The 23,731-nt window shown below is 67.2% G+C and carries 23 protein-coding genes and 4 tRNA genes; 11 read left to right on the top strand and 16 right to left on the bottom strand.

The genetic code is table 11. The features are described 5' to 3' along the window. Window positions 1-8 precede the first annotated feature (8 nt). The 3 genes from NP80_RS18680 to NP80_RS18670 form a co-directional block, all read right to left on the bottom strand. On the bottom strand, window positions 9-473 hold the full coding sequence (locus NP80_RS18680) for a DUF2214 family protein (RefSeq protein WP_006408154.1): 465 nt from the start codon (window positions 471-473) through the stop codon (window positions 9-11). 38 nt (window positions 474-511) lie between these two features. Beyond that, window positions 512-1,351 carry a hypothetical protein gene (locus NP80_RS18675; RefSeq protein ID WP_035946031.1) on the bottom strand — a complete coding sequence of 280 codons (840 nt, stop codon included), beginning with the start codon at window positions 1,349-1,351 and terminating at the stop codon, window positions 512-514. A 236-nt stretch (window positions 1,352-1,587) separates the two neighbouring features. Continuing rightward, a complete protein-coding gene (locus NP80_RS18670) occupies window positions 1,588-2,652 on the bottom strand; it encodes a glycosyltransferase family 4 protein (protein ID WP_006401233.1) in 1,065 nt (354 codons plus the stop codon). A 560-nt stretch (window positions 2,653-3,212) separates the two neighbouring features. On the opposite strand from NP80_RS18670, the gene NP80_RS18665 reads away from it, so the two are divergent. Then, window positions 3,213-5,042, top strand: coding sequence for an ABC transporter ATP-binding protein (locus NP80_RS18665; protein ID WP_006401234.1), 1,830 nt, complete (start codon window positions 3,213-3,215; stop codon window positions 5,040-5,042). Window positions 5,043-5,386: 344 nt separating this feature from the next. On the opposite strand, the gene otsA is transcribed toward NP80_RS18665, so the two are convergent. After that, a complete protein-coding gene (otsA, locus tag NP80_RS18660; protein ID WP_006409235.1) occupies window positions 5,387-6,763 on the bottom strand; it encodes an alpha,alpha-trehalose-phosphate synthase (UDP-forming) in 1,377 nt (458 codons plus the stop codon). Further along, window positions 6,760-7,512 carry a trehalose-phosphatase gene (gene otsB / locus NP80_RS18655; protein WP_006409241.1) on the bottom strand — a complete coding sequence of 251 codons (753 nt, stop codon included), beginning with the start codon at window positions 7,510-7,512 and terminating at the stop codon, window positions 6,760-6,762. Before otsB ends, otsA begins: the two co-directional genes overlap by 4 nt. A gap of 275 nt (window positions 7,513-7,787) precedes the next feature. On the opposite strand from otsB, the gene NP80_RS18650 reads away from it, so the two are divergent. Genes NP80_RS18650 through NP80_RS18640 form a run of 3 tightly spaced genes read left to right on the top strand, consistent with a single transcriptional unit; the run spans window position 7,788 to window position 9,764 of the window. Further along, complete coding sequence (locus tag NP80_RS18650; protein ID WP_035946038.1) at window positions 7,788-8,423, top strand: SCO family protein; 636 nt, start codon at window positions 7,788-7,790, stop codon at window positions 8,421-8,423. A gap of 17 nt (window positions 8,424-8,440) precedes the next feature. Beyond that, window positions 8,441-8,884 carry a copper chaperone PCu(A)C gene (locus tag NP80_RS18645; protein WP_172488738.1) on the top strand — a complete coding sequence of 148 codons (444 nt, stop codon included), beginning with the start codon at window positions 8,441-8,443 and terminating at the stop codon, window positions 8,882-8,884. A gap of 10 nt (window positions 8,885-8,894) precedes the next feature. Then, window positions 8,895-9,764 carry a cytochrome c oxidase assembly protein gene (locus tag NP80_RS18640; protein ID WP_006401240.1) on the top strand — a complete coding sequence of 290 codons (870 nt, stop codon included), beginning with the start codon at window positions 8,895-8,897 and terminating at the stop codon, window positions 9,762-9,764. A gap of 21 nt (window positions 9,765-9,785) precedes the next feature. Here NP80_RS18640 and NP80_RS18635 read toward each other — a convergent pair whose 3' ends face one another. Both NP80_RS18635 and NP80_RS18630 read right to left on the bottom strand, forming a co-directional pair. Further along, window positions 9,786-10,277, bottom strand: a complete 492-nt coding sequence (locus NP80_RS18635; protein ID WP_006401241.1) for a GNAT family N-acetyltransferase — start codon at window positions 10,275-10,277, stop codon at window positions 9,786-9,788. 123 nt (window positions 10,278-10,400) lie between these two features. Next, window positions 10,401-11,267: a pirin family protein gene (locus NP80_RS18630; protein WP_006401242.1), complete on the bottom strand. Its 867-nt coding sequence runs from the start codon at window positions 11,265-11,267 to the stop codon at window positions 10,401-10,403. A 112-nt stretch (window positions 11,268-11,379) separates the two neighbouring features. Between NP80_RS18630 and NP80_RS18625 the strand changes: the two genes are divergently transcribed. Beyond that, window positions 11,380-12,300 carry a LysR family transcriptional regulator gene (locus NP80_RS18625; protein ID WP_006409249.1) on the top strand — a complete coding sequence of 307 codons (921 nt, stop codon included), beginning with the start codon at window positions 11,380-11,382 and terminating at the stop codon, window positions 12,298-12,300. A 95-nt stretch (window positions 12,301-12,395) separates the two neighbouring features. After that, a complete protein-coding gene (locus NP80_RS18620; protein ID WP_006401244.1) occupies window positions 12,396-12,899 on the top strand; it encodes a GAF domain-containing protein in 504 nt (167 codons plus the stop codon). Between the two features lie 105 nt (window positions 12,900-13,004). Here the strand turns inward: NP80_RS18620 and map are convergent, their stop codons facing one another. Together map and NP80_RS18610 are read right to left on the bottom strand one after the other, a co-directional pair. Further along, window positions 13,005-13,811 (bottom strand): type I methionyl aminopeptidase, encoded by an 807-nt coding sequence (map, locus tag NP80_RS18615; protein ID WP_006409236.1) that lies wholly within the window; start codon window positions 13,809-13,811, stop codon window positions 13,005-13,007. Then, window positions 13,811-14,044 (bottom strand): ParD-like family protein, encoded by a 234-nt coding sequence (locus NP80_RS18610; protein WP_006401246.1) that lies wholly within the window; start codon window positions 14,042-14,044, stop codon window positions 13,811-13,813. The genes map and NP80_RS18610 overlap by 1 nt, the downstream gene beginning before the upstream one ends. 169 nt (window positions 14,045-14,213) lie before the next feature. On the opposite strand from NP80_RS18610, the gene NP80_RS18605 reads away from it, so the two are divergent. Together NP80_RS18605 and NP80_RS18600 are read left to right on the top strand one after the other, a co-directional pair. Beyond that, window positions 14,214-14,831, top strand: coding sequence for a helix-turn-helix domain-containing protein (locus NP80_RS18605; protein WP_035946033.1), 618 nt, complete (start codon window positions 14,214-14,216; stop codon window positions 14,829-14,831). A gap of 51 nt (window positions 14,832-14,882) precedes the next feature. Continuing rightward, window positions 14,883-15,437 carry a GNAT family N-acetyltransferase gene (locus NP80_RS18600; RefSeq protein ID WP_006408147.1) on the top strand — a complete coding sequence of 185 codons (555 nt, stop codon included), beginning with the start codon at window positions 14,883-14,885 and terminating at the stop codon, window positions 15,435-15,437. A gap of 105 nt (window positions 15,438-15,542) precedes the next feature. Here the strand turns inward: NP80_RS18600 and NP80_RS18595 are convergent. The 6 genes from NP80_RS18595 to uvrC form a co-directional block, all read right to left on the bottom strand. After that, window positions 15,543-15,616: transfer RNA gene (locus tag NP80_RS18595), tRNA-Cys, on the bottom strand. A gap of 100 nt (window positions 15,617-15,716) precedes the next feature. Further along, a tRNA-Gly gene (locus tag NP80_RS18590) sits at window positions 15,717-15,792 on the bottom strand. Between the two features lie 51 nt (window positions 15,793-15,843). Then, window positions 15,844-15,919 (bottom strand) — tRNA-Gly (locus NP80_RS18585). 50 nt (window positions 15,920-15,969) lie between these two features. Beyond that, window positions 15,970-16,045 (bottom strand) — tRNA-Gly (locus NP80_RS18580). A 141-nt stretch (window positions 16,046-16,186) separates the two neighbouring features. Next, the gene (pgsA, locus tag NP80_RS18575) at window positions 16,187-16,774 is read right to left on the bottom strand and encodes a CDP-diacylglycerol--glycerol-3-phosphate 3-phosphatidyltransferase (RefSeq protein ID WP_006401249.1); all 588 of its coding nucleotides are present in this window, start codon (window positions 16,772-16,774) and stop codon (window positions 16,187-16,189) included. A gap of 96 nt (window positions 16,775-16,870) precedes the next feature. Continuing rightward, entirely contained in the window at window positions 16,871-18,895 is a 2,025-nt protein-coding gene (uvrC, locus tag NP80_RS18570; protein ID WP_006409244.1) for an excinuclease ABC subunit UvrC, read from the bottom strand. A 76-nt stretch (window positions 18,896-18,971) separates the two neighbouring features. Here uvrC and earP point away from each other — a divergent pair, with 76 nt between their 5' ends. The 3 genes from earP (at window position 18,972) to NP80_RS18555 (ending at window position 22,517) form a co-directional block, all read left to right on the top strand. After that, window positions 18,972-20,165, top strand: coding sequence for an elongation factor P maturation arginine rhamnosyltransferase EarP (gene earP, locus NP80_RS18565; protein ID WP_006409248.1), 1,194 nt, complete (start codon window positions 18,972-18,974; stop codon window positions 20,163-20,165). A gap of 128 nt (window positions 20,166-20,293) precedes the next feature. Then, window positions 20,294-20,851, top strand: a complete 558-nt coding sequence (gene efp, locus NP80_RS18560) for an elongation factor P (RefSeq protein ID WP_006401252.1) — start codon at window positions 20,294-20,296, stop codon at window positions 20,849-20,851. Between the two features lie 280 nt (window positions 20,852-21,131). After that, a complete protein-coding gene (locus NP80_RS18555) occupies window positions 21,132-22,517 on the top strand; it encodes a sigma-54-dependent transcriptional regulator (RefSeq protein WP_006401253.1) in 1,386 nt (461 codons plus the stop codon). A gap of 175 nt (window positions 22,518-22,692) precedes the next feature. On the opposite strand, the gene nagZ is transcribed toward NP80_RS18555, so the two are convergent. Beyond that, entirely contained in the window at window positions 22,693-23,721 is a 1,029-nt protein-coding gene (nagZ, locus tag NP80_RS18550; protein ID WP_035946036.1) for a beta-N-acetylhexosaminidase, read from the bottom strand. Window positions 23,722-23,731: the final 10 nt, after the last annotated feature.

The raw sequence follows: 23,731 nt of genomic DNA, 5'->3' as shown, positions 1-23,731 counted from the left end.
CCTGACGATCAGCCCGCCGCCCAGACGCCGCGCGCCATCCCCGCTGCCGCAAACACGATGACGATCACGAGCACGGCCTGCCAGTGGCCGATCTGCACGTAGGTGCGTGCGCGGCCGATATCGGGCATGCGCTGCTGCCGCACGGCGATGCGCCAGCGGATCAGGCCGAGCATCGGCACGATCTCGAGCACCAGGATCAGCACGAGCGCGGTCATCTTCAGGTGAAAGAACGGCGCGTGCAGGTAATACGCGCTGCCCTTCTCGTAGCCGCCGAACGCGCGCATCAGGCCGGTGACGATCAGGACGAGCGCGGACAGGCCCCATACCGTGTCGGCCTTGAACACGCCGGGCAGATCGACCGCCTGCGCCGATGCGATGAGTCGCCGCAACGCACGGTTGCGCGCCGCGATCGCCGCGAAGGCGACGCCGAATGCACTCAGATGAACAGCAGCCAGCAACCAACGAACGATCATCGTGCCCCCTCGAGAGCCCGCGCCGGTGCGCAGGCGTGTCAGACGATCTGCTTGAGCGCGGCGTCGAGCGCGAGCGCGGCGACGCGGTCGCCTTCGGTCGCGAGCGGGACGCGCATCACGATCTGCCGGTTATGGCCGACGGCGGCCGGCGAATCCCACAGCAATTCGACCTTCGGCCGCCGGAACAGACCGCCGCGCACGCGCGCCGGCGGTTCCTGCGACGGCACGCCGCCCGACGGAGCGCCGCCCGACGGCACGCCGCCCGACCCATTACCAGCCGCCGAAGTGCTGCGCCCCGGCCAGCGCACTGACAGCTCGCGCGCGTCGTACTGGCCGACCTTGCGGCTTTCCATCCAGACGATCGCGGTGCGCGTCAGCGTATCGAGCGAAATCGCATAGCGCCCGATCGCAAAGCGGCGCGCGGCCACGTTGGTCCGCCACAGCGGACGCGGCCGGCAGATCCAGACGACCGCGGCATACAGCACCGGCGCGGCAACCAGCCAGCCGTTGGTCGCGGTGACCGCATGCAGCGCACGCCGCCAGCCGGCCACCCAGACGAACGCGCCGATCGACCAGATCGCGAACAGAAAGCCGATCAGCGCAAAAAACCGCAGCGCCTGACGCAGCCATTGCGGCAGCGGATGAAACGGCCGCTCGGCGCGCGCGGCGGCGCCGGGCTGCACGAGCAGCAGGAAGATCAGCAGCAGATAGACGAACGCCCAGGGCGACGACATCATCGCCGACAGCGACGCGCGATAGCCCATCTGCGACATCGAGAACAGCCAGCGCGCGAACAGCACGACACCGATCGCGCGCAACGCGAAGATCACTCCGGCGCCGGGGGCCGGCGCTGCGCGCGTGGGTTTCGTTCTCGCCAAGACTGCTCTCCTCTCGATGATCGTGCGGGGCCGGATTTCGCGGCTCGGCCATTATAGGGACATTACCGTCTGGACAGACGGCCGGAACGCATGCCGGGCCGCATCCGTCGCCCTTCGCACGCTCGGGCGCGGCGAGAATACAACAGATCCGCGCCGCGGATATGACAACGCCCCGCCGGCAAACCCGGACGGGGCGTCGAGGACGGCCGGACACCGCAGCGGGCCGGCAGCCGGAATCAGCTTGCGTTGACTTCGCGCAGCACGGTGCGGCGCTTCTGACGCAGCAGTTCCTCGTAGCTCTTCACGTAGTTCTGCGCCATCACCTTCGAGGTAAAGCGCGCTTCGAACGCGGCACGAACCTGCTCGCGCGGCAGCGTATCGAGACGCTTGAGCGCGGCGACGGCCGACAGTTCGTCTTCGACGACGAAGCCCGACACGCCGTTGTCGATCACTTCCGGCACCGAACCGCGCTTGAACGCGATCACCGGCGTGCCGCACGCCATCGCCTCGATCATCACGAGACCGAACGGCTCCGGCCAGTCGATCGGGAACAGCAGCGCGTGCGCGTTGCCGAGGAATTCGGTCTTCTCGGCTTCGCTGATTTCACCGATGTACTCGACGTGCGGCAGCGAGAACAGCGGCTTGATCTTCTCTTCGTAATACGCGCGGTCGGCCTTGTCGAGCTTCGCCGCGATCTTGATCGGCAGACCGGCCTGCTCGGCGATGCGGATGGCCGTGTCGACGCGCTTTTCCGGCGAGATGCGGCCGAGGAACGCGAGGTAGCTCGGCTTCACGTTCGGGATCGGCGTCAGCAGGTTTTCCGGCAGGCCGTGGTAGACGGTCGACAGCCAGTTCGCCTGCGGCAGCGGGATGCGCTGGTTGTCGGAGATCGACACGACCGGCACGTCGCTGAATGCGTTGAAGATCGGCTGCAGTTCCGGCAGGTCGAGACGGCCGTGCATCGTCGTCAGATGCGGGACCGGCTGGCGCGAGAACAGCGAGAACGGGTAGTAGTCGATGTGACAATGCAGCACGTCGAACTCTTCCGCGCGGCGGCGCACCTGCTCGAGCAGCAGCATGTGCGGGGCCATCACGTCGCGGATCGTCGGATCGAGGCGCAGCGCCTGCGGCCACACCGCTTCGAGCTTCGCGGAAGTCTGCGAATCGCCGCTCGCGAAGAGCGTGACGTCATGACCCATCTCGACGAGCGCTTCGGTCAGATAGGACACCACCCGTTCGGTACCACCGTACAGCTTCGGGGGAACCGCTTCATGCAACGGAGCGATTTGGGCGATTCGCATGCGTAACTCCTAAAAATTCGGCAAAAAACCAGGTTTGGGCGGCGACCTATCGGCGATCCGGGCTGGATGCGTTTCGTCCGACCATCGGACGAACCGGCCTGCCGCGAGCGTCGAAACCGCGCGGCTCGATGAGCGCCGGTGACGCGACAGGCTTAGAACGTTTGAAACGAAGTCCCGTTGACAGGGGTTCGTAAATAAACCTGGAATCCAACCCGAGGCCGATTATCTAGGGTTTATCCCAATACGGCGTACGACATTTCAAACACTTTACTTTGTTACAAAGGCGCAACACTTTGCAACGCGCGGACGTCGGTGTCCGTTCTAGAGTGGAAGGCCCTTCGGCACTCCCGCGGTCCTGTTCTGGCAGGCGGCACCGTCTGTGCGACACAGGACGAGATGCCGAATTTTATCTCAAAACTGATCGCGGGCCGCACGCGGTCGCAAGATTCGCGCAGCGTCGCACGTGGCCGTTGTTTACAATGCCGGATTAACGTCCGGGTGGGACGGCCGGCCTGCGATCCGGCCGCAACGCTCAATCACCGAATCACCGCACGCATATTTTGGAATCTCTCACCCCCGCCCAGCGCAACGCCCATAACGCGAAGCTGTCGAGCTACGCGCATCGGCCGCTCGCGTTCCTGTTCCGCTATATCCGCCTGCACCCGCTCGCGCACCTCGTCGTGCTCGGCAGCGTGCTGGCCGCCGTCGGCTGTGCGCTCGGTTCGCAATATGCGATCAAGCACCTGATCGACGTGCTGGCGACCGGGCGTCATCATCCGGGCCCGTTGTGGAGCGCGTTCGCGCTGCTCGTCGGGCTGATCGCGGCCGACAACCTGCTGTGGCGCGTCGGCGGCTGGGTCGCCGCGCATACGTTCGTCGCGGTCACCGGCGATCTGCGGCGCGACCTGTTCCAGTATCTGATCGGCCATTCGCCGACCTACTACTCGGAGAAGCAGCCCGGCACGCTCGCCAGCCGCATCACCGCGACGTCGAACGCGGTGTATACGTCCGAGAACACGATGGCGTGGAACGTGCTGCCGCCGTGCATCGCGGTGATGGGCGCGATCCTGATGATCGTCGTCGTCAATCCGCTGATGGCCGCCGGCCTGCTCGGCTGCTCGGCGGTGCTCGCGGTCGTGCTGTTCAAGCTCGCCGGGCGCGGCTCCGCGCGCCACCACGCGTTCGCGGCCAAGGCCGCAGCCGTCGACGGCGAACTCGTCGACGTGATCGGCAACATGGGCCTCGTACGCGCGTTCGGCATGACGCTGCGCGAACAGAAGCGCTTCAGCGAGACGGTCAAGGCCGAAATGGAAGCGCGCCAGCAAAGCCTGCTGTATCTCGAAAAGTTGCGGCTGCTGCATGCGGTGATCACCGCGATGCTGTCGGCCGGCCTGCTCGGCTGGGCGCTGTGGCTCTGGGATCGCGGCCAGGCGACCTCCGGCGACATCGTGCTCGTCAGCTCGCTCGGCTTCACGATCCTGCACGGCACGCGCGATCTCGCGGTCGCGCTCGTCGACGTCACGCAGCACATCGCGCGGCTGTCCGAAGCGGTGAAGACGCTGCTCGAGCCGCACGGGATGCCCGACCGCTCTGACGCAGTGCCGCTGACGGCCCAGGGCGGACGCGTCGACTTCGAGCGCGTGACGTTCGCGTATCCGCACCGCCGCGCGATCCTCGACCACTTCGACCTGCATATCGAGCCCGGACAGCGCGTGGGCCTGATCGGCAAGTCGGGCGCCGGCAAGTCGACCGTGCTTGCGCTGCTGCAGCGTTTCTACGATACGCAGGGCGGCGTCGTGAAGGTCGACGGCCAGGACGTGAAGACGATCACGCAGGACAGCCTGCGTCAGGCGATCGCGCTCGTGCCGCAGGACATCTCGCTGCTGCACCGGACGATCTACGAAAACATCGCGTACGGCCGCCCCGAGGCGACCCGCGAGGAAGTGCTCGCCGCCGCACGCGACGCGCGCTGCGCCGAGTTCATCGAGGCGATGCCGGAAGGCTACGATACGATCGTCGGCGATCGCGGCGTGAAGCTGTCGGGCGGTCAGCGCCAGCGCATCGCGATCGCGCGCGCGATCCTGAAGGACGCGCCGATCCTGCTGCTCGACGAAGCGACCTCGGCGCTCGACAGCGCGTCGGAAGAAGCGATCCAGAGCGCGCTCGACCGGCTGATGGTCGGCCGTACGGTGATCGCGATCGCGCACCGGCTCTCGACGCTGCGCAACTTCGACCGGATCATCGTGATGAGCAACGGCAAGGTGATCGACGACGGTCCGCCGGAGCTGCTGCGCAACCGTCCCGGCCTGTACCGCGACCTGCTCGCGAAGCAACACGGCCGCCATCATCCGATCGACGGCGGCACGCCGACCGGCGAACGCGTCGCCTGACGCGCGCGCGGTCGGATCAACCGAAAAACGCCGCGGCGGCGCACTGCGCGCAGCGGCGCGTTCGATGCCGCTGCCGATCGAGCGCCGGCCGGGATTCCCTCACTGTCTCTTCGATGTTCGATCGCGATCGATCGCGGATGAAAAGTCTCGTCCCGTTCGGTGATTCGAAACGCAGTGGCGACACGGCCGAATGAATGCGAAAGCCTCTGCGGACACTACGACCGACGCGATAACGGCTGCGTCATCGCGCGCTCTGCATACTCGGTGCATGCAAGCAGTGGCGACGGTGCCGCGCAGCCGACTCCGATGCGCGGCACCGTCCAGCGACCGATCCTCCGCGCCCGCTACCCCTGCAGATCGCGCAGGAAATGGTCGCGCCACACCGACACGTTGTTCTCGCGCAGCTGCGCGATCATGTCCGCGTAACGCGCGCGGCGCTCCGCGAGCGGCATCGTCAGCGCCTGCGACAGCGCGTCGGCCATGCCCTCGACGTCGATCGGATTGACGATCAGCGCGCCGGTCAGCTCGCGTGCGGCACCGGCGAAGCGCGACAGGACGAGCACGCCGGGATCGTCCGGGTTCTGCGCGGACACGTATTCCTTCGCTACGAGGTTCATCCCGTCGCGCAGCGGCGTGACGAAGCCGACGCGCGCGAGCCGGTACAACGCGGCCAGCACCTGCCGCTCGTACTGCCGGTGGATGTAGAGAATCGGCGCCCAGTCGAGTTCCGCATAGCGGCCGTTGATGCGACCCGACTCCGCCTCGAGCTGCAAGCGGATGTCCTGATAGGCGCGCAGGTCCGCGCGCGTCGACGGCGCGATCTGCAGGAACGACACGCGATTGCGGAACGAGGCCTGATGCTCGAGCAGTTTCTCGAACGCACGGAAGCGTTCGACGAGCCCCTTCGAATAATCGAGACGATCGACGCTCATGATCAGCTGCCGCCCGCGCAGCGACGTCGCGAGCGTGCGCACTGCCTTGCCGTTCTCGCCGGCTTGCGCGAGCGACGCGATCTCGTCCGGATACACGCCGATCGGATAAGCGGCCGCATGCAGCGTCTGGCCGAACGCCTGCACGCGCACCGTGCGGCCGTCGCGCGCGATCTCGCCGCCGCCTTCGAATTCGATGTAGTCGCAAAATGCGCGCAGATCCGGTTCGGTCTGGAAGCCGAGCAGGTCGAACGCGCACAGCGACTCGACAAGCTCGCGATGCGGCGGCACGTTGACGAGCACCTGCGCGGCCGGAAACGGGATGTGCAGGAAAAAGCCGATGCGGTTCTTCACGCCGGCCGCGCGCAGCGCGCGCGCGAACGGAATCAGGTGATAGTCGTGCACCCAGATCACGTCGTCGTCCTGCAGCAGCGGCACGAGCTGCTGCGCGAGCCAGACGTTCACGCGCCGATAGCCGTCGAATTCGTGGCGATCGTACTGGATCAGATCCGCACGGTAATGAAACGCGGGCCACAGCGTCGCGTTCGAGAAGCCGCGGTAGTACTGGTCGTAATCGCGACGCGACAGGCCGACCGTCGCGAACGTCACGGGCCCGCGTTCCTCGACGCGGATCTGCGGCGCACCGGACGCGACGACTTCGCCGCTCCAGCCGAACCACATGCCGCCCGTCTCCTTCAGCGCATCGTAGACGCCGATCGCGAGCCCGCCCGCCGCCGGTTCGCCTTCCGAAATCGGGGCGACGCGGTTCGAAACAATGATCAGTCGACTCATGCGCCCGGCTGCCCCGCACCGAGCCAGCGCGCGATCTGCGCATGCAGCGCGTCGACCGAATCGAGCCGCATGCGCGCCGACGTTTCGCCTGCGCCGATCTTGATCGACAGCCCGCCGCGCGCGTTGACGAGCGCAAAGCCCTTCTCGTCGGTCAGGTCGTCGCCGGCGAACAGCGGAACGCGGCCCGCGAACGGCGGCTCGTCGAGGAATGCGGCCAGCGCGCGCCCCTTGTCGACCCCCTTCGGCTTGATCTCGAACACCATCTTGCCGGGCTGCAGCACGTAGGCGTCCGGGTATTCGGCGACGAGCCGCTCGGCTGCCTCGCGCGCGGCCGGCTCACGCTCGGGCGCATTGCGGTAGTGCAGCGCGACGGCCGCGCCCTTGATCTCGAGCAGCATGCCGGGATGGCGCTCGACGACGGCCGCGAGCTCGCGCTCGATGCGCAGCAGTCGCGCGTCGTTGAAGCCGATGCGCTGCGTATCGCCGTTCGCGTCGCGCCGCTCCGCGCCATGCAGGCCGGCGACCGGCAGGTCGGACATGTTCAGGAACGCATCGATGCTGTCGATGCCGCGGCCCGACACGATCGCGACCGCGCCGTGCGAGCGGCGTCGCAGCTCGTCGAGCAGCATCGGCAGCGCGCGCGGCACGTGAATGCTGTCGGGTGTCGGGGCGAGCTCGACGAGCGTGCCGTCGAAGTCGAAGAAGAACGCGGTATCGGTCAGAGACAGGGAGGCCGGAACGGATTGCATCGATTCGATGTCTGAGGGACGGCCCGCCGGGCCGCCGCTGCGCGAATGGAATTGTGCGCATCTTACCGCGTCGGCGCGCGGAGATGGGCGAAACCGGCGTGACGCAAGCGCCGTGCCGGCTGCCGCGCCCCACTGCGACATATTGCCCCGCTCGCGCGCGCCGTACGGGTTTCGAAAGGACGCGGGTGCGCGAATTGCGCTACAGTCGCAACCGCCGCCGCGCGACGCATGGCGCCGCGCCGGCCGGCGACCGTTCCGTCCGATCGAGCCCCAGGATGTCGTCTGCCCGCCCCGCGCCGCACCGGCGCCTTTCCCGCTTCATCCGCACCGCCGCGGCGCTGGCCGTTGCGGCGGCGCTCGCCGCGTGCACGCACGACGAAGCGCGCTGGCATCTCACCGACGTCACGGGCCACCTGCCCGACCTGTCGTTCGACCTGACGGGCGGCGACGGCCGGCCCGTCGATGCCGCCGCATTCCGCGGCCGCGTCGCGCTCGTCTACTTCGGCTACACGCATTGCCCGGACGTCTGTCCGGAAACGATGGCGCGGCTGATGGAAGTGCTCGCGAAGCTCGGTCCGCAGGCGAACGCCGTCCGCATCCTGTTCGTATCGGTCGATCCCGCACGCGACACGCCGCAGGCGATGCAGTCCTACGTCAACGCGTTCGATGCCGAACACGCGCGCGGGCTGACGGGTACCGACCGGCAGATCGAATCGCTCGCGAAACGCTATCGCGTCGCGTATCAGATGGAAAAGCGCGACCCGTCCGGCGGCTACGAAGTCACGCACAGCTCCGCCGTCTACGTGTTCGACGCGAACGGCCGCGCGCGGCTGCTCGCGACCGACCGCGACTCGCCCGACGCCATCGCCGCCGACGTGCGCCGGATCATCGACACCGCTTCCGCAACCTGAATGACGACATGAACGACATGAACAAGACGACCTTCAAGATGCTCGCCGCGATTGCCGCGCTCTGCGCCGGCGCCCATGCGTACGCCGCCGGCGCGATCACCGCGCAGGGCGCGTGGGTGCGCTGGCTGCCGAACAAGCTGCCGGCCGGCGGCTACGTGACGCTCGTGAACACAAGCGACAAGCCGGTCGATCTCGTCGACGTCGACAGCCCCGACTACGGGATGGCGATGCTGCATCAGACCGTGTCGAACGGCTCGACGCAGAAAATGGAAATGGTCGACAAGCTGACGATTCCCGCTCGCGGCAAGGTCGACATCGCACCGGGCGGCTATCACTTCATGCTCGAGGAGCCCAAGCATGCGATCAAGCCCGGCGACACCGTGCGCCTGCGCCTGAAGTTCTCCGACGGCGAAACGCTCGACACGCCGTTCGCGGTGAAGTCGCCCGCGCAGGCGAAATGATCGGGTTGCGATGAACGTCCTGTACTGGCTCGATCCATGGGAACCGTCGCCGACCGTGGTCGTCGCGGTGCTCGCGGCCGCCGTGCTGTTCGCGCGCGGCGCGAAGAAGGCGAAGGTATCGCCGCTGCGGCAGTTTTCGTTCTGGTTCGGGCTGACTGCGCTCTACATCGCGCTGCACACGCGGCTCGACTACTTCTTCGAGCACGAGTTCTTCATGCATCGCGCGCAGCACCTCGTGCTGCACCATCTCGGGCCGTTCTTCATCGCACTCGCGTATCCGGGCGCCGCGATCCGCGCCGGCATTCCGTTCCGGTGGCGCCAGCGTTTCGTGCGGCCCGCGCTCGCGTGGCCGCCGCTGCGCGCGACGCTCGACGTCGTGTTCAATCCGGTCGTCGCCGTCGTGTTGTTCGTCGGGCTCATCTACTTCTGGCTGCTGTCGCCGATCCATTTCGTCGCGATGCTCGACTGGCGGCTGTACCGCGTAATGAACTGGAGCATGGTGATCGACGGGCTGCTGTTCTGGTGGCTCGTCGTCGATCCGCGTCCGGCGCCGCCGGCGCGGCTCTCGCCCGGCCGCCGGATCCTGATCGCCGTCGCGGCGATCCCGCCGCAAATCGCGCTCGGCGCGCTCATCTTCTTCACGCCGCACGAGCTCTATCCGATCTATTCGATCTGCGGCCGCGCGTTTACGTGGCTGAGCCCGCTGCGCGATCAGCAGATCGGCGGGCTGCTGCTCTGGATTCCGGGCTCGATGATGAGCGTGATCGGCGCGCTGATCGCGCTGCGGCACTGGCTGCGGCTGTCCGCGCGCGGCCGTCTGATCGACGAACGCGCGGCGCAGCACGCCGCCGATCGTCGGGCCGCACGCACCGCGCACTGACCGCGCGGCGCGCCGCCTGCGTCATGCGCGCTCGCTGCGCATCCACACGTGCGCAATGCCGTCCTCGTCGTGCACGTCCGAGCTCGGCGTAAAGCCGAATGCACCGTAGAAGCGCTGCAGATGCGCCTGCGCATGCAGGCTCACCGGCGTGTCGGGCCACTGCGCGCGAATGTGCTCGAGCGCGCGCGCGAGCAGCGTGTTGCCGAGCCCCGCGCCGCGGAACGCGGCCGTGGTCAGCACGCGGCCGATGCGCACGTCGCGGTGCTGCGCGTCCGGCAGAAGCACGCGCAGATAGCCGGCGAGCCGCCCTGCTCCGTCGTACGCGGCGAGATGCCACGCTGTCTGATCGGCATCGTCGATGTCGCGATACACGCAATTCTGCTCGACGACGAATACGGCGCTGCGCGCCTCGAGGATCGAATAGACTTCGCGCGCGCTCAGCGCATCGAAGGGTTTCCAGCGCCAGTCGAGATCGGTCGCAGTCGGGGATGCGGCGGGTGCGGAAGCGTTCATGTGCGATCCTGATTCGGGCGCGCCGGCCGGCGCGCGGCAGCCGACGATTATGCCTCGAACCGCACCGCACGCGCGAGCGCGCGGCCACGCAAAAAAAGCCCCGCATTGCGCGGGGCACTTGCGTCAGGCCGGCATCCGGCCGAAACGGCCGCTGTTGAAATCCTCGATCGCCGTCCGGATTTCGTCTTGCGAGTTCATCACGAACGGACCGTAGCCGACGATCGGCTCGTCGATCGGCTCGCCGCTCAGGATCAGCAGCTTCGCGTCGCCGTTCGCTTCGATCTCGACGTCGGTGCCGTCACGGCTCAACTGCACGAACTGCGCTTCGCGCGCGACCGTCTCACCATTCACGAGCACCGTGCCATGCAGCACGACGACCGCCAGCGTGCGCCCTTCGGCGATCGGGAACCGCGCATGACCGCCGGCCGCGAGCCGCACGTCCCACACGTCGATCGGCGTATGCGTGCGGGCCGGGCCGCGCCGTCCGTCGAGTTCGCCCGCGATGATCCGCACGCGCCCTGCACCGTCCGGCAGTTCGACGACCGGAATGTCCGCGTCGAGCAGCGTCTGATAGCCGGGCTCGCCCATCTTGTCGGCCGCGGGCAGGTTCACCCACAGCTGCACCATTTCGAGCGCACCGCCGCGCTTCGCGAACGCGTCCGAGTGGAATTCCTCATGCAGAATCCCGCTTGCCGCCGTCATCCACTGCACGTCGCCCGGCCCGATCACGCCGCCCGCGCCGGTCGAGTCGCGGTGTTCGACTTCGCCGTCGTAGACGATCGTCACCGTTTCGAACCCGCGGTGCGGGTGCTGGCCGACGCCGCGCCGCGTCGAAGCCGGCTCGAACGTCGCCGGACCGGCGTAGTCGAGCAGCAGGAACGGGCTCAGATGCGCGCCGTGCGACTGGTAGCTGAACATCGAGCGCACCGGGAAACCGTCGCCGACCCAATGACCGCGCGGCGCACTGTACACACCTTGGACCTTCTTCATTTGCGTTCTCCGAATTTGCGGCGAAACCTGTGTTTCGCATCCTTGAGTGTCACTATAGTGGTGGAACGATCGGTCCGGTAGACTGCAAAATCCGCACTCAGCGTTCTATTTCATGAACGATAACGCCCGAGATCTGAACGATCTCTATTACTTCGTCCAGGTGGTCGAACACGGCGGCTTCGCGCCGGCCGGGCGCGCGCTCAACATGCCGAAGTCGAAGCTGAGCCGCCGTATCGCGCTCTTGGAAGCGCGGCTCGGCATCCGACTGATCCAGCGCTCGACGCGCCGCTTCACCGTCACCGACGTCGGCCAGACCTACTACGCGCACTGCCGCGCGATGCTCGTCGAGGCCGATGCCGCGGACGAGGCCGTCGCGTTGCTGCACGAGCAGCCGCGCGGCATCGTGCGCGTCAGCTGTCCGATCGTGCTGCTCGATTCGCTGGTCGGCGACATGATCGCGGCGTTCATGCTCGCGTGCCCGCGCGTCGAGATCCATCTGGAAGCGACGAACCGGCGCGTCGACGTGATCGGCGAAGGGATCGACGTCGCGATTCGCGTCCGGCCGCCGCCGCTCGACGACAGCGATCTCGCGCTGCGCGTGCTGGCCGAGCGCGGCCAGTGCCTCGTCGCGAGCCCCGCTTTGCTGCGCGAGCACGGCACGCCGCCGGCGGTGCCCGCCGATCTCGCGCGACTGCCGAGCCTCGATCACGGCGTGCCGCAGGCGGCGCACGTGTGGCGCCTGCGCGGTCCCGACGGCGCCAGCGCGGAAATCCATCATCAGCCGCGCTTCGTGACGGGCGGCATGCTCGCGCTGCGCGCGGCCGCCGTCGCCGGCGTCGGCATCGTGCAGTTGCCGACGATGATGGTGCGCGACGAATTCGCGCGCGGCACGCTCGTCACCGTGCTGCCCGACTGGGCGCCGCGCCGCGAGATCGTCCACGCGGTATTCGCGTCGCGCCGCGGACTGCTGCCCGCCGTGCGCGCGCTGCTCGACTTTCTCGCGGCGCGGTTCGCGGAACTCGAACCCGACTGAGCCGGCGTGTCGCCGCACGCTGCACGTCGCACGCGCGTGCCGTAGACTGCCGTACGCGCGTCGCGCGTTTTTCCAACCTTTACCGCTTTTCAGCCATGTTCACGTTGTCCCACGACCCCGATGCTTCCAAGGCCGATCAATACGCGACGCTCGTCGAGCAGGCGCGTGCGCTCGTCGAGTCAGAACGCGATCTGATCGCGAACGCCGCGAACTTCTCCGCGCTCGTCTATCACTCGCTCGACCGGCTGAACTGGGCCGGCTTCTATTTCTTCGACGGCACCGAGCTCGTGGTCGGCCCGTTCCAGGGCAAGCCCGCGTGCGTGCGGATCGCGCTCGGCAAAGGCGTGTGCGGGACGGCCGCGCAGACGCGCGAAACGCAGGTCGTGCGCGACGTGCACGCGTTTCCCGGCCATATCGCGTGCGACGCTGCGTCGGAATCGGAAATCGTCGTGCCGCTCGTCGCCGACGACGGCACGCTGATCGGCGTATGGGACGTCGATAGCCCCGTCGCCGCGCGCTTCGACGACGAGGATCGCCGCGGCATGGAGGCGCTGTGCCGCGTGTTCGTCGAACACGCGTGGCAAAAGACGCGCGGCTGAGCGCCGCGTACCGCCAAACGAAACGGGCCCGATCGCATCGGGCCCGTTTCAGTTCGATTCAATACCGGCGGCGACTTCGATGCCGGCCGCGGCGCGCGGCGCCCGTCAGGCGACGCGCGTGCCGGGCAGCTCGGCGAACGCGGGCGGCCCCACATCGTCGGTCAGCACTTCGTAGCCCTGCTCCGTCACGACCACCATGTGCTCCCATTGGGCGGACAGCGAATGGTCCTTCGTGACGACGGTCCAGCCGTCGCCGAGCACGCGCGTGTCGCGCTTGCCCGCGTTGAGCATCGGCTCGATCGTGAAGATCATGCCCGGCCGCAGCGGCAGCCCCGTACCAGGGCGGCCGTAGTGCAGCACCTGCGGCTCGTCGTGATACACGTCGCCGATGCCGTGCCCGCAGTATTCGCGCACGACGCTGAACCCTTCGCGATGTGCGACCTGCTGGATCGCATAGCCGACGTCGCCGAGCGTCGCGCCCGGACGCACCGCGCGGATGCCGGCATGCATCGCCTCGTACGTCGTCGCGACGAGGCGGCGCGCCAGCTCGCCCGGCTCGCCGACGAAGTACATGCGGCTCGTGTCGCCGAACCAGCCGTCCTTGAGCACCGCGATGTCGAGGTTCACGATGTCGCCGTCGCGCAGCGGCCGCGATGACGGAATGCCGTGGCAGACGACGTGATTGACCGACGCGCAGACCGTCTTCGGATAGCCGTGATAGCCGATGTTGGCCGGAATCGCGCCGAGTTCGTCGACGATGTAGCGGCGGCAACGCTCGTCCAGTTCGTCGGTCGTGACGCCCGGCTTCACATATTCGCCGATCATCGTCAGCACCTGCGACGCGAGCTTCGCCGCCTCGCGCGACTTGGCGATGTCTTCCGGGTTGCGGATCGGGATTTCGCGCTTCGCCATTACGCCACCTGCTCGATGCGGCCGGCGACGGGCTCGGCCGCGCCCGTACCGCCGCGCGCCTCCGCCTCGATCAGCATCCGGCAGATGTCGCCGTAGGACGCCGACGGGTTGAGCTCGGCGAGCATGCCGACCCGCAGCCAATGCTCGGCCTGCGCGTTGATCGACCGGCTGAGCGCCGTGCTCGTCGAGCGCAGCCGCTCGTGCATGTGGTCGGAAATCTTGATGATGCCCATATGTCACCAATTATGCGAAATGTAGTCGGAACGTATAATACGCTGTGTCCCGACCGGCGGCAAGCCGCTTCGTCGCGTGGATGAGCGCCGTAGATGCAATGCGGGCGCGTCGACGTTTCACTGCGAAGCGTTGACCGTTCATTCCATTTTGCTGGAAAATCTTTCCATCATGCAGGAATCTCCGCCCCCCACCGCCGACGACGCCGGCATCAACGAACGCATCGCACGACGCGTACGCGAGCTGCGCACGCTGCGCGGCTACACGCTCGACGCGCTCGCCGCGCGCTGCGGCGTGAGCCGCTCGATGATTTCGCTGATCGAACGCGCGGCGGCCAGTCCGACGGCCGTCGTGCTCGACAAGCTCGCGGCCGGGCTCGGCATTTCGCTGGCCGGGTTGTTCGGCGGCGACGACGGCGCGCCCGCGCAGCCGCTCGTGCGGCGCGCGCAGCAGGCCGAATGGCGCGACCCGGCGTCCGGCTATGCGCGACGCAATCTGTCGCCGCCCGGCTGGCCGTCGCCGCTTCAACTCGTCGAAGTCGACTTCCCGCCCGGCGGACGTGTCGCGTACGACACCGGTGCACGCGAGATCGCGTGGCACCAGCAGATCTGGGTCGTACGCGGCCGCATCGACGTCACGCTCGGCGCGACGCTGCATCAGCTTCACGAAGGCGACTGTCTCGCCATGCGGCTCGATCAGCCGCTGATTTTCAGCAACCCGTCGCCGCATGCGGCACGGTACATCGTCGCGATCTGCGATGCATCGGCCGCCGCGGCCCGGGCCGCGTGATGCGACGGCGATCCGTGCGCGGCCGTCCGCCCCATGTCTACAGGAGCTCGAATGACTTCCCCGAACCCGCCGCAGCGCGACGACGTGCGCCTGATCGATTGCACGGAGGCCGAGCACGCGCCGGCCATTCTGGAGATTCTGAACGACGCGATCGTCAACTCGACCGCGCTGTACGACTACAAGCCGCGTCCGCCCGAAGCGATGGCCGCGTGGTTCGCGACGAAGCGTGCGAGCGGCTTTCCGGTCGTCGGCGCGGTGGACGCGTCGGGCACGCTGCTCGGCTTCGCGAGCTGGGGCACGTTCCGCGCGTTTCCGGCCTTCAAGTACACGGTCGAGCACAGCGTGTACGTGCATCGCGATCACCGCGGACGCGGGCTCGGCGAATTGCTGTTGCGCGAGTTGATCCGCCGTGCACACGATGCGGACGTGCATCTGCTCGTCGGCTGCATCGATGCGACCAACGCCGGCAGCATCGCGCTGCATACGCGGCTCGGGTTCGTCCATTCGGGGACGATCAAGGAGGCGGGATTCAAGTTCGGGCGATGGCTCGATGCGGCGTTCTATCAGCTGAGGCTCGATACGCCGAGCCGGCCGGTTGATGGCTGACGCGCGGTGTGGATGCGTGCGCGGCTGCGCGCACGTTACGCCAAAAGAACAGCGACGATGACAAAAGAAAAGCCCCGCCGAAGCGAGGCTTTTTCTCTTGCTACCTGGAGGCGCGAGCCGGAGTCGAACCGGCCTAAACGGCTTTGCAGGCCGCTGCATAACCGCTTTGCTATCGCGCCGAAAGCGGACTGCCGATGCCGTCGTGACGACACGCGACAGATTCTTATCCGACGACCGCCGAGGCCATCAAATAAAAAGGGAAGCGTGGCTTCCCATGTCTGGAGCGGGAGACGAGTCTCGAACTCGCGACCTCAACCTTGGCAAGGTTGCGCTCTACCAACTGAGCTACTCCCGCATTGTCCTGCATGCGCAGCGTCTTGCCGTACAACGCGCTGCCGAAAATCCTTGGAGCGGGAGACGAGTCTCGAACTCGCGACCTCAACCTTGGCAAGGTTGCGCTCTACCAACTGAGCTACTCCCGCGTTGTCCTGCATGTGCAGCGTCTTGCCGTACAACACGCTGCCGAAAATCCTGGAGCGGGAGACGAGTCTCGAACTCGCGACCTCAACCTTGGCAAGGTTGCGCTCTACCAACTGAGCTACTCCCGCGTATTGCGTTACCGCTGCTCCGCCACCGTTACTTCGTCGTGCAGCGGAGAAGCGAGATTATGTCGAAGGCACATTCGTGTGTCAAGGGCTTTTCGCGCCCTTTTTCCAAAAACTTTCGCCGTCCGCCCCGCGCGACGCGCATCACACGCCGCTGCGCTCGCGAATCTGCGGCCACGCGAGCTTCATGTAGTACAGCATCGACCAGATCGTCAGGATGGCCGCCAGATACATCAGCCACTCGCCCCACACGCGCGTGTCGATCGTCGCGACGCCGAGCGGCAGCGGCCCGTAGTACAGCAGCATCGGAATCGCGACCATCTGGCACGCAGTCTTGAACTTGCCGAGCTGGTTCACCGCGACGCTCTTCGACGCGCCGATCTGCGCCATCCATTCGCGCAACGCCGAAATCGCGATTTCGCGGCCGACGATCACGAGCGCGATCGCCGCATCGACGCGCGAGATCTGCACGAGGATCAGCAGCGCGGCCGTCACCATCAGCTTGTCGGCGACGGGATCGAGAAAGGCGCCGAACGACGACGTCTGGTTCCATTTGCGCGCGAGAAAGCCGTCGAACCAGTCGGTCAGCGCCGCCAGGATGAAGATCGCCGCGGCCGCGAGATTGCGATGCGCGCCGCCCATCACCGTGTCCGGCAGATAGAACACGCCGACGACGAGCGGAATCAGCACGATCCGCACCCACGTCAGGAAAATCGGAAAATTGAACGGCATGGCATCCGGGACAGTAAAGGATTCGCAATTGTGCCGTGTCGACCGGCCCGCTACAAGAACGCCGGCGCCCGGGCCGCGCGGCCCGCGGCGGCCGCGTCAGTGAAGCTGCTTGTAGATCTGCTCGGCGAGCGCGTGCGAAATGCCGTCGACGCTCGCGAGCTCTTCGACGCTCGCCGCGACGACGCCGCGCAACCCGCCGAAGCGCGCGAGCAGCCGCTGGCGACGTTTCGCGCCGACGCCTTCGAGCTCCTCGAGCCGCGACGTCTGGCGCGCCTTCGCGCGCTTCGCGCGCATCCCGGTGATCGCGAAACGGTGCGCCTCGTCACGGATCTGCGCGACGAGCATCAGCGCGGCGCTCTCCTTGCCGAGCTCGAGCGGCGCGCGGCCGTCGGCGAACACGAGCGTCTCGAGACCGACCTTGCGCCCCTCGCCCTTCGCGACGCCGACCAGCATCGACGTGTCGAGCCCCAGTTCCGTGAAGACCTGTCGCGCAATCTCGACCTGCCCCTTGCCGCCGTCGATCAGCACGATGTTCGGCAGCAGGCTCGACGTTTCGGCCTGACGCGTCGACTCGCCGTCGATGCCGGCCGCGTCGTCGGCAGCCGCCGCCTGCGCGGCCTGCTCGACCATCTTCTCGTAGCGGCGCGTGAGCACCTGGCGCATCGCCGCGTAGTCGTCGCCGGGCGTGATGCCGGTGATGTTGTAACGGCGGTACTCGCCCGACTGCATCTTGTGATGGTGATAGACGACGCACGACGCCTGCGTCGCCTCGCCCATCGTGTGGCTGATGTCGAAGCATTCGATGCGCAGCGTCGCCAGATCGTCGCATTCGAGGCCGAGCGTCTCGGCGAGCGCGCGCGTGCGCGCCTGCTGCGAGCCCTGCTCGGACAGCAGCCGCGCGAGCGCGATCTGCGCATTCTGCTCGGCCATCGACAACCATGCGCGCCGCTGTCCCTGCGGCTGCCGCACCAGCGACACCCTGTGGCCGGCCTGTTCGGACAGCAGCTCGAGCAGGTCGCGGCTCGCCGGCGCGTGACTGACGACGAGCACCGGCGGCACGCGATTGCCCAGGTAGTGCTGCGCGATGAACGCGTCGAGCACTTCGGCTTCGATCGACGCCGTCGTATCGCGCGTGCTGCCCGGCTCGCCGGCGGGCCCCTCCGCCGGGACGTCGGGCGCATCGATCGCGTCGGCATCCGTATCGTCGCCGAGGCCGCCCTCCGCGAGCGTCAGCGCGCTTTCGACGTGCGTCGGGAAATATGCCTTGTCGCCGAGATGGCGGCCGCCACGCACCATCGCGAGATTCACGCACACGCGCCCGCCCTGCGCGACCACCGCGAGGATGTCGACGTCGCTGTCGCTGCCGACCTCGATCGCCTGCTGATGCAGCACGGTCGCGAGCGAGCTCATCTGGTTGCGCACCGCCGCCGCCTGTTCGAACTTCAGCTCGGCCGCGAACGCATGCATCTTCTGCTCGAGCTCCTTCATCACTTCGGACTGCCGGCCGAGCAGGAAGCGCGCGGCATTCGACACATCGACGGCGTAGTCCTCGGCCGAAATCGCGCCGACGCACGGTGCGGTGCAGCGCCCGATCTGATGCAGCAGGCACGGCCGCGTGCGGTTGTTGAAGACCGAATCCTCGCAGGTGCGCAGCTGGAACACGCGCTGCAGGATCTGAATGCTCTCGCGCACGGCCCACGCGCTCGGGAACGGCCCGAAATACTGGTTCTGCTTGTCGACCGCGCCGCGGTAGTACGCCATCCGCGGAAAGCGATGCGAGGTCAGCTTCAGATACGGATACGACTTGTCGTCGCGAAACAGGATGTTGTAGCGCGGCGCGAGCGCCTTGATCAGGTTGTTCTCGAGCAGCAGCGCCTCGGCTTCCGATCGCGTGACGGTCGTCTCGATGCGCGCGATGCGCGTGACCATCATCGCGATGCGCGGCGACAGCTGCGTCTTCGTGAAATAGCTCGACACGCGCTTTTTCAGGTCGCGGGCCTTGCCGACGTAGAGCACCGCACCGGCCGCGTCGTAATAGCGGTAGACGCCCGGCATATGCGGGAGCTGCGCGAGGATCTTCTTCGGTTCGAACGGAGTATCGGGGGCTTCTGCGGATGTCATGCGTGATCCGGGCGCCGTCGGGCGCGGAACGGGTCCATTAGAATCGCCAGTTTAGAGCATTCACCGATCCGCTTCGATGCCCGACACCGTCCCCGTCCACGTCGCCGCGCCGCCGCTCGCGCCGAACGAACCCGTCGCGTGCGACCTCTTCTGCGCCGTCATCGACAACTTCGGCGACATCGGCGTGTGCTGGCGTCTCGCGCGTCAGCTCGCCGACGAGCATGGCTGGCAGGTGCGCCTGCTCGTCGACGATCTGCACACGTTCGTGCGCCTCGTGCCGGACGTCGATCCCGACGCCGCGCGCCAGACGATCGACGGCATCGCGATCGAGCACTGGCACGCGGAGGTCGGCGACACGCTCGAGATCGCCGACGTCGTGATTGAAGCGTTCGCCTGCGAACTGCCGGCCGCGTACCTCGCGGCGATGGCACGCCGCGCGCGCCGCCCGGTATGGATCAATCTCGAATATCTGAGCGCCGAGGACTGGGTCGCCGATTTCCATCTGCGGCCGTCACCGCATCCGCGCTACCCGCTGCTGAAGACGTTCTTCTTCCCCGGTCTGTCGGCCGGCACCGGCGGCGTGCTGAAGGAGCGCGACCTCGACGCGCGGCGCATCGCGTTCGAAACCGACGCGGCCGCGCGCGATGCATGGTGGCGGCGCGCGACGGGCGGTGCGCCGCCCGCGCCCGACGCGACGGTCGTCAGTTTGTTCGCGTACGAGAACCCGGCCGTCGACGCGCTGCTCGCGCAATGGCGCGACGCGCCGTCGCCGGTCGTCGCGCTCGTGCCGGCGGGCCGCGTGTCGCCGGCGCTCGCACGATTTTTCGGGGTCGAGTCGTTCGGCGCTGGCGCGCAGGCCAGCCGCGGCAACCTGACCGCGCACGGGCTCGCGTTCGTCCCGCAGCCGGACTACGACGCGCTGCTGTGGAGCGCCGATCTCAATTTCGTGCGCGGCGAGGATTCATTCGTCCGCGCGCAGTGGGCGCGCAAGCCGTTCGTATGGCACATCTACCCGCAGGCCGACGATGCGCATCTGCCGAAGCTCGATGCCGCGCTCGCGCATCTGTCGGCCGGCCTCGCCGACGCGCCGCGCGCCGCGCTCGCACGCTTCTGGCATGCATGGAACGGAGCCGGCACGCCCGACTGGGCCGATTTATGGCAGCACCGCGCCGCGCTGCAGGCGAACGCCGAACGCTGGGCGGACGCGCTCGCGGCGGTCGGCGATCTCGCCGGAAAGCTGGCCGAATACGCAAAATCTCAGTTAAAATAAGCGGTTATCCGACGGCTGACCACGCAAGCGCTCGCTTTTGGCGCCCACGGAACCTCCCCGCTTGCGCTGTCAGCCGTTGTGCAACGCTCAGGCACCTATTTATTTGATTTGATCAGGACAGTTTTTTTATGAAGACCGCACAGGAACTCCGCGTAGGCAACGTCGTGCAGATCGGCAGCGACGCTTGGGTCATCTCGAAGACGGAATACAACAAGTCGGGCCGTAACGCCGCCGTCGTCAAGCTGAAGATGAAGAACCTGCTGACGAACGCAGGCCAGGAATCGGTCTACAAGGCCGACGACAAGTTCGACGTCGTCGTGCTCGACCGCAAGGAAGTGACGTACTCGTACTTCGCCGACCCGATGTACGTGTTCATGGACGCCGACTACAACCAGTACGAAGTCGAAGCGGAAATGATGGGCGACGCGCTCAACTACCTCGAGGACGGCATGGCGTGCGAAGTCGTGTTCTACAACGAGAAGGCGATCTCGGTCGAACTGCCGACGATCCTCGTTCGCGAGATCACGTACACGGAACCGGCCGTCAAGGGCGACACGTCGTCGGGCAAGGTGCTGAAGAACGCGAAGCTCGCGACGGGCTTCGAACTGCAGGTGCCGCTGTTCTGCAACACCGGCGACAAGATCGAAATCGACACGCGCACGCACGAGTACCGCAGCCGCGCGTAACCGCTCGCGATGCCGCATTGAACAAAGCGCCCTTCGGGGCGCTTTTTGTTTGTCCGTTCGCAACAGCGGCGCGCCGGACTCGGGCCGCGCGTCCGGCGTAAACAGCACAGAATCCGCTATCAAAACTATTCAATTTGTATCATAGGTAACTGTTTTATAGCAAAACGGAAATAATGTCCGTGACGCGTGCAGCGGGGCATAAAATCGGCTTTTAATCTCATCTCGAAATGCGGCTGCGGATTGACGGCCCGCCTCTCTTGAACCGACTCTCGCGTCCACCATGCCACACGCCCTGATTGTCGAAGACGATCCCAACAGCCTGTCCGGCCTCACCGCGCTGCTCGCCGCGGACGGTTTCTCCGTCGACACGGCCACGTCGCTCGCCGAAGCGCGCACCGCGCTCGGCCGATCGATCCCCGACGTCGTCCTGGTCGATCTGAACCTGCCGGACGGCAGCGGGTTCGACCTGCTCCAGCACCTGCCGCAACAGCAACCGAACGGGTCCTTGCCCGTGATCGTGCTGACCGGCAACGCGACAGTCGAAAGCGCGATCGAGGGTTTGCGTCACGGCATCTGGGACTATCTGCTCAAGCCGATCAACATCCCGCGCCTGCGCAGCCTGCTCGCGCGGATTCCGCGTCCGTACGAACTGATCGACGAAGTGCAGTCGCTGCGCACGTCGCTGCGTCAGCTCGGCCGCTTCGGCGCGCTGGTCGGGCGCAGCGAGGCGATGCAGCACGTGTACGACATGATCGAGCACAACGCGCGCACCGAAACGGCCGTGCTGTTCTCCGGCGAAGCGGGCACCGGCAAGAAGCTCGCCGCGCGCACGCTGCACGATCTGAGCCGCCGCCGCAAAGGGCCGTTCGTCTCGTTCGACTGCCGCACGCTCGCCCAGGCCGGCCGGCACGGCGCGTCGCTCGACAGCGTGCTGTTCGGCCACGAGCGCGGCGCGTTCGACGGCGCCGACCGGCGCGAGGTGGGCCTGTTCGAACAGGCGGGCGGCGGCACGCTGTTCCTCGACGAAATCACCGCGCTGCCGCTGGTGCTGCAGGAAGCGCTGCTGCACGCGCTCGACTCGCAGAACTTCATGCGGATCGGCGGCACGAGCACGATCGCGAGCGATTTCCGGCTGATCGCGGCGACGCGCCGCCCCGCACGCGAAGCGGTCGCAAACGGCACGCTGCGCGAGGATCTGTGGCTGCGTCTCGATGCGGCGTCGATCACGATGCCGCCGCTGCGCGAACGCGACGGCGACGCGCTCGCGATCGCCGACGCGCTGATCGACCAGCTGAACCGCGACGCGCATGCGACCGGGCGCGGCACGACCGACAAGCGCGCGGCGCCCGGTTTCGTGCGCGAATGTCTGTCGTACGAATGGCCCGGCAACGTGCGCGAGCTGCAGGAGCGCGTGCGCTTCGCGTACGACGCGTCCGGCGATTTCATCGAAACGCTGCGCGCCGGCGAAGCGAGCTTTGCGGCCGGCGCCGCGCTGAACGGCAGCAGCGTGCAGATCAAGGTCGGCACGCCGCTGTCGGACGTCGAGGACCTGTTGATCCGGGCGACGCTCGATGCGGTCGGCGGCACGCGCCACCGCGCGGCGACGCTGCTCGGCATCAGCCCGAAGACGCTGTACAACAAGCTGCAGCGGATGAAGGTGAATTGAGTGTGACCGGCGTTCGTTTCGGGCGCCGGCGGAGCTGGCCGTTAGTTGCAAACAAGCCCGATTCAGTCGCTCTCGTATGAAAGAGCCCTTTAAGCGAAAAGCCGCGCAAACGCGCGGCTTTTTGTTTGATGCGACCGGCGCGCGGCGGCGTCGACCGCACCGCGCTCGCCTGCGCTCATTCGAGCGCGTCGGCCAGCAGCGCCTGCGCGCGCCGATACTCGGGCTGCTCGATCAGCTTGTCCCACTTGAGCGCCTTGCCGCGTGCGCGCATCCGCTTGATACGCCGTACGGAATCGACGCTGCGCTCGGCCTTCAGCTCGTTCAGCACGACTTCGGCCGCTTCCGGCTGATTGCACACGAGCACCATGTCGCAGCCGGCGGCGAGCGCCGCGTCGGCGGCCTGCGTCAGCGTGCCGCCCTCGCGCGCGGCTTCCATCGACAGATCGTCGCTGAAGATCGCGCCGGTAAAGCCGAGCCGGCCGCGCAGGATGTCTTGCAGCCACACGCGCGAGAAGCCGGCCGGGCGCGCGTCGACCTGCGTATAGATCACGTGCGCGGGAATCACGGCCGACAGCGACAGGCCGAGCCAGTCGTACGGCGCGACGTCGTGCGCGAGGATCGTCTCGAGCGGACGGTCGTCGGTCGGCAGCGCGACGTGCGAGTCCGCTTCCGCGAAACCGTGGCCGGGGAAATGCTTGCCGCAGTTCGCCATGCCGGCGAGCGCAAGCCCGTGATTCAGGCTCTTCGCGAGCAGCGTGACGACGCGCGGATCGCGATGGAACGCCCGATCGCCGATCACCTGCGACTGACCGTAGTCGAGGTCGAGCACCGGCGTGAAGCTCATGTCGATCCCGCACGCGCGCAGCTCGGCCGCGAGGATGTAGCCGACCGCGGTCGCCACGTTCGTCGCGAGCAGCACGTCGCGATCCCATAGCTCGCCGAGGCGGCGCATCGCCGGCAGCACCGTGAAGCCATCGGTGCGGAAGCGCTGCACGCGCCCGCCTTCGTGATCGACTGCAATCAGGATATCGTCGCGCACTGCGCGGATCGCATCGGTCAGCGCGGTCAGTTGCGCGCGGTTCTGAAAGTGCCGCGCGAACAGGATCACGCCGCCGGTGTTCGGATGCGCGAGACGCCGCGCATCGTCGCGCGACAGGGCCGTGCCGACGACGTCGAGCATGACCGGGCCGGGAGTCGTTTTCATCGAATCGGGA

Origin of the sequence: Burkholderia multivorans ATCC BAA-247, assembly GCF_000959525.1 — a bacterium.
Lineage (GTDB): Bacteria > Pseudomonadota > Gammaproteobacteria > Burkholderiales > Burkholderiaceae > Burkholderia > Burkholderia multivorans.
Note: the sequence above shows the minus strand (reverse complement) of the source record. Positions and strands in the feature narration are given on the sequence as shown.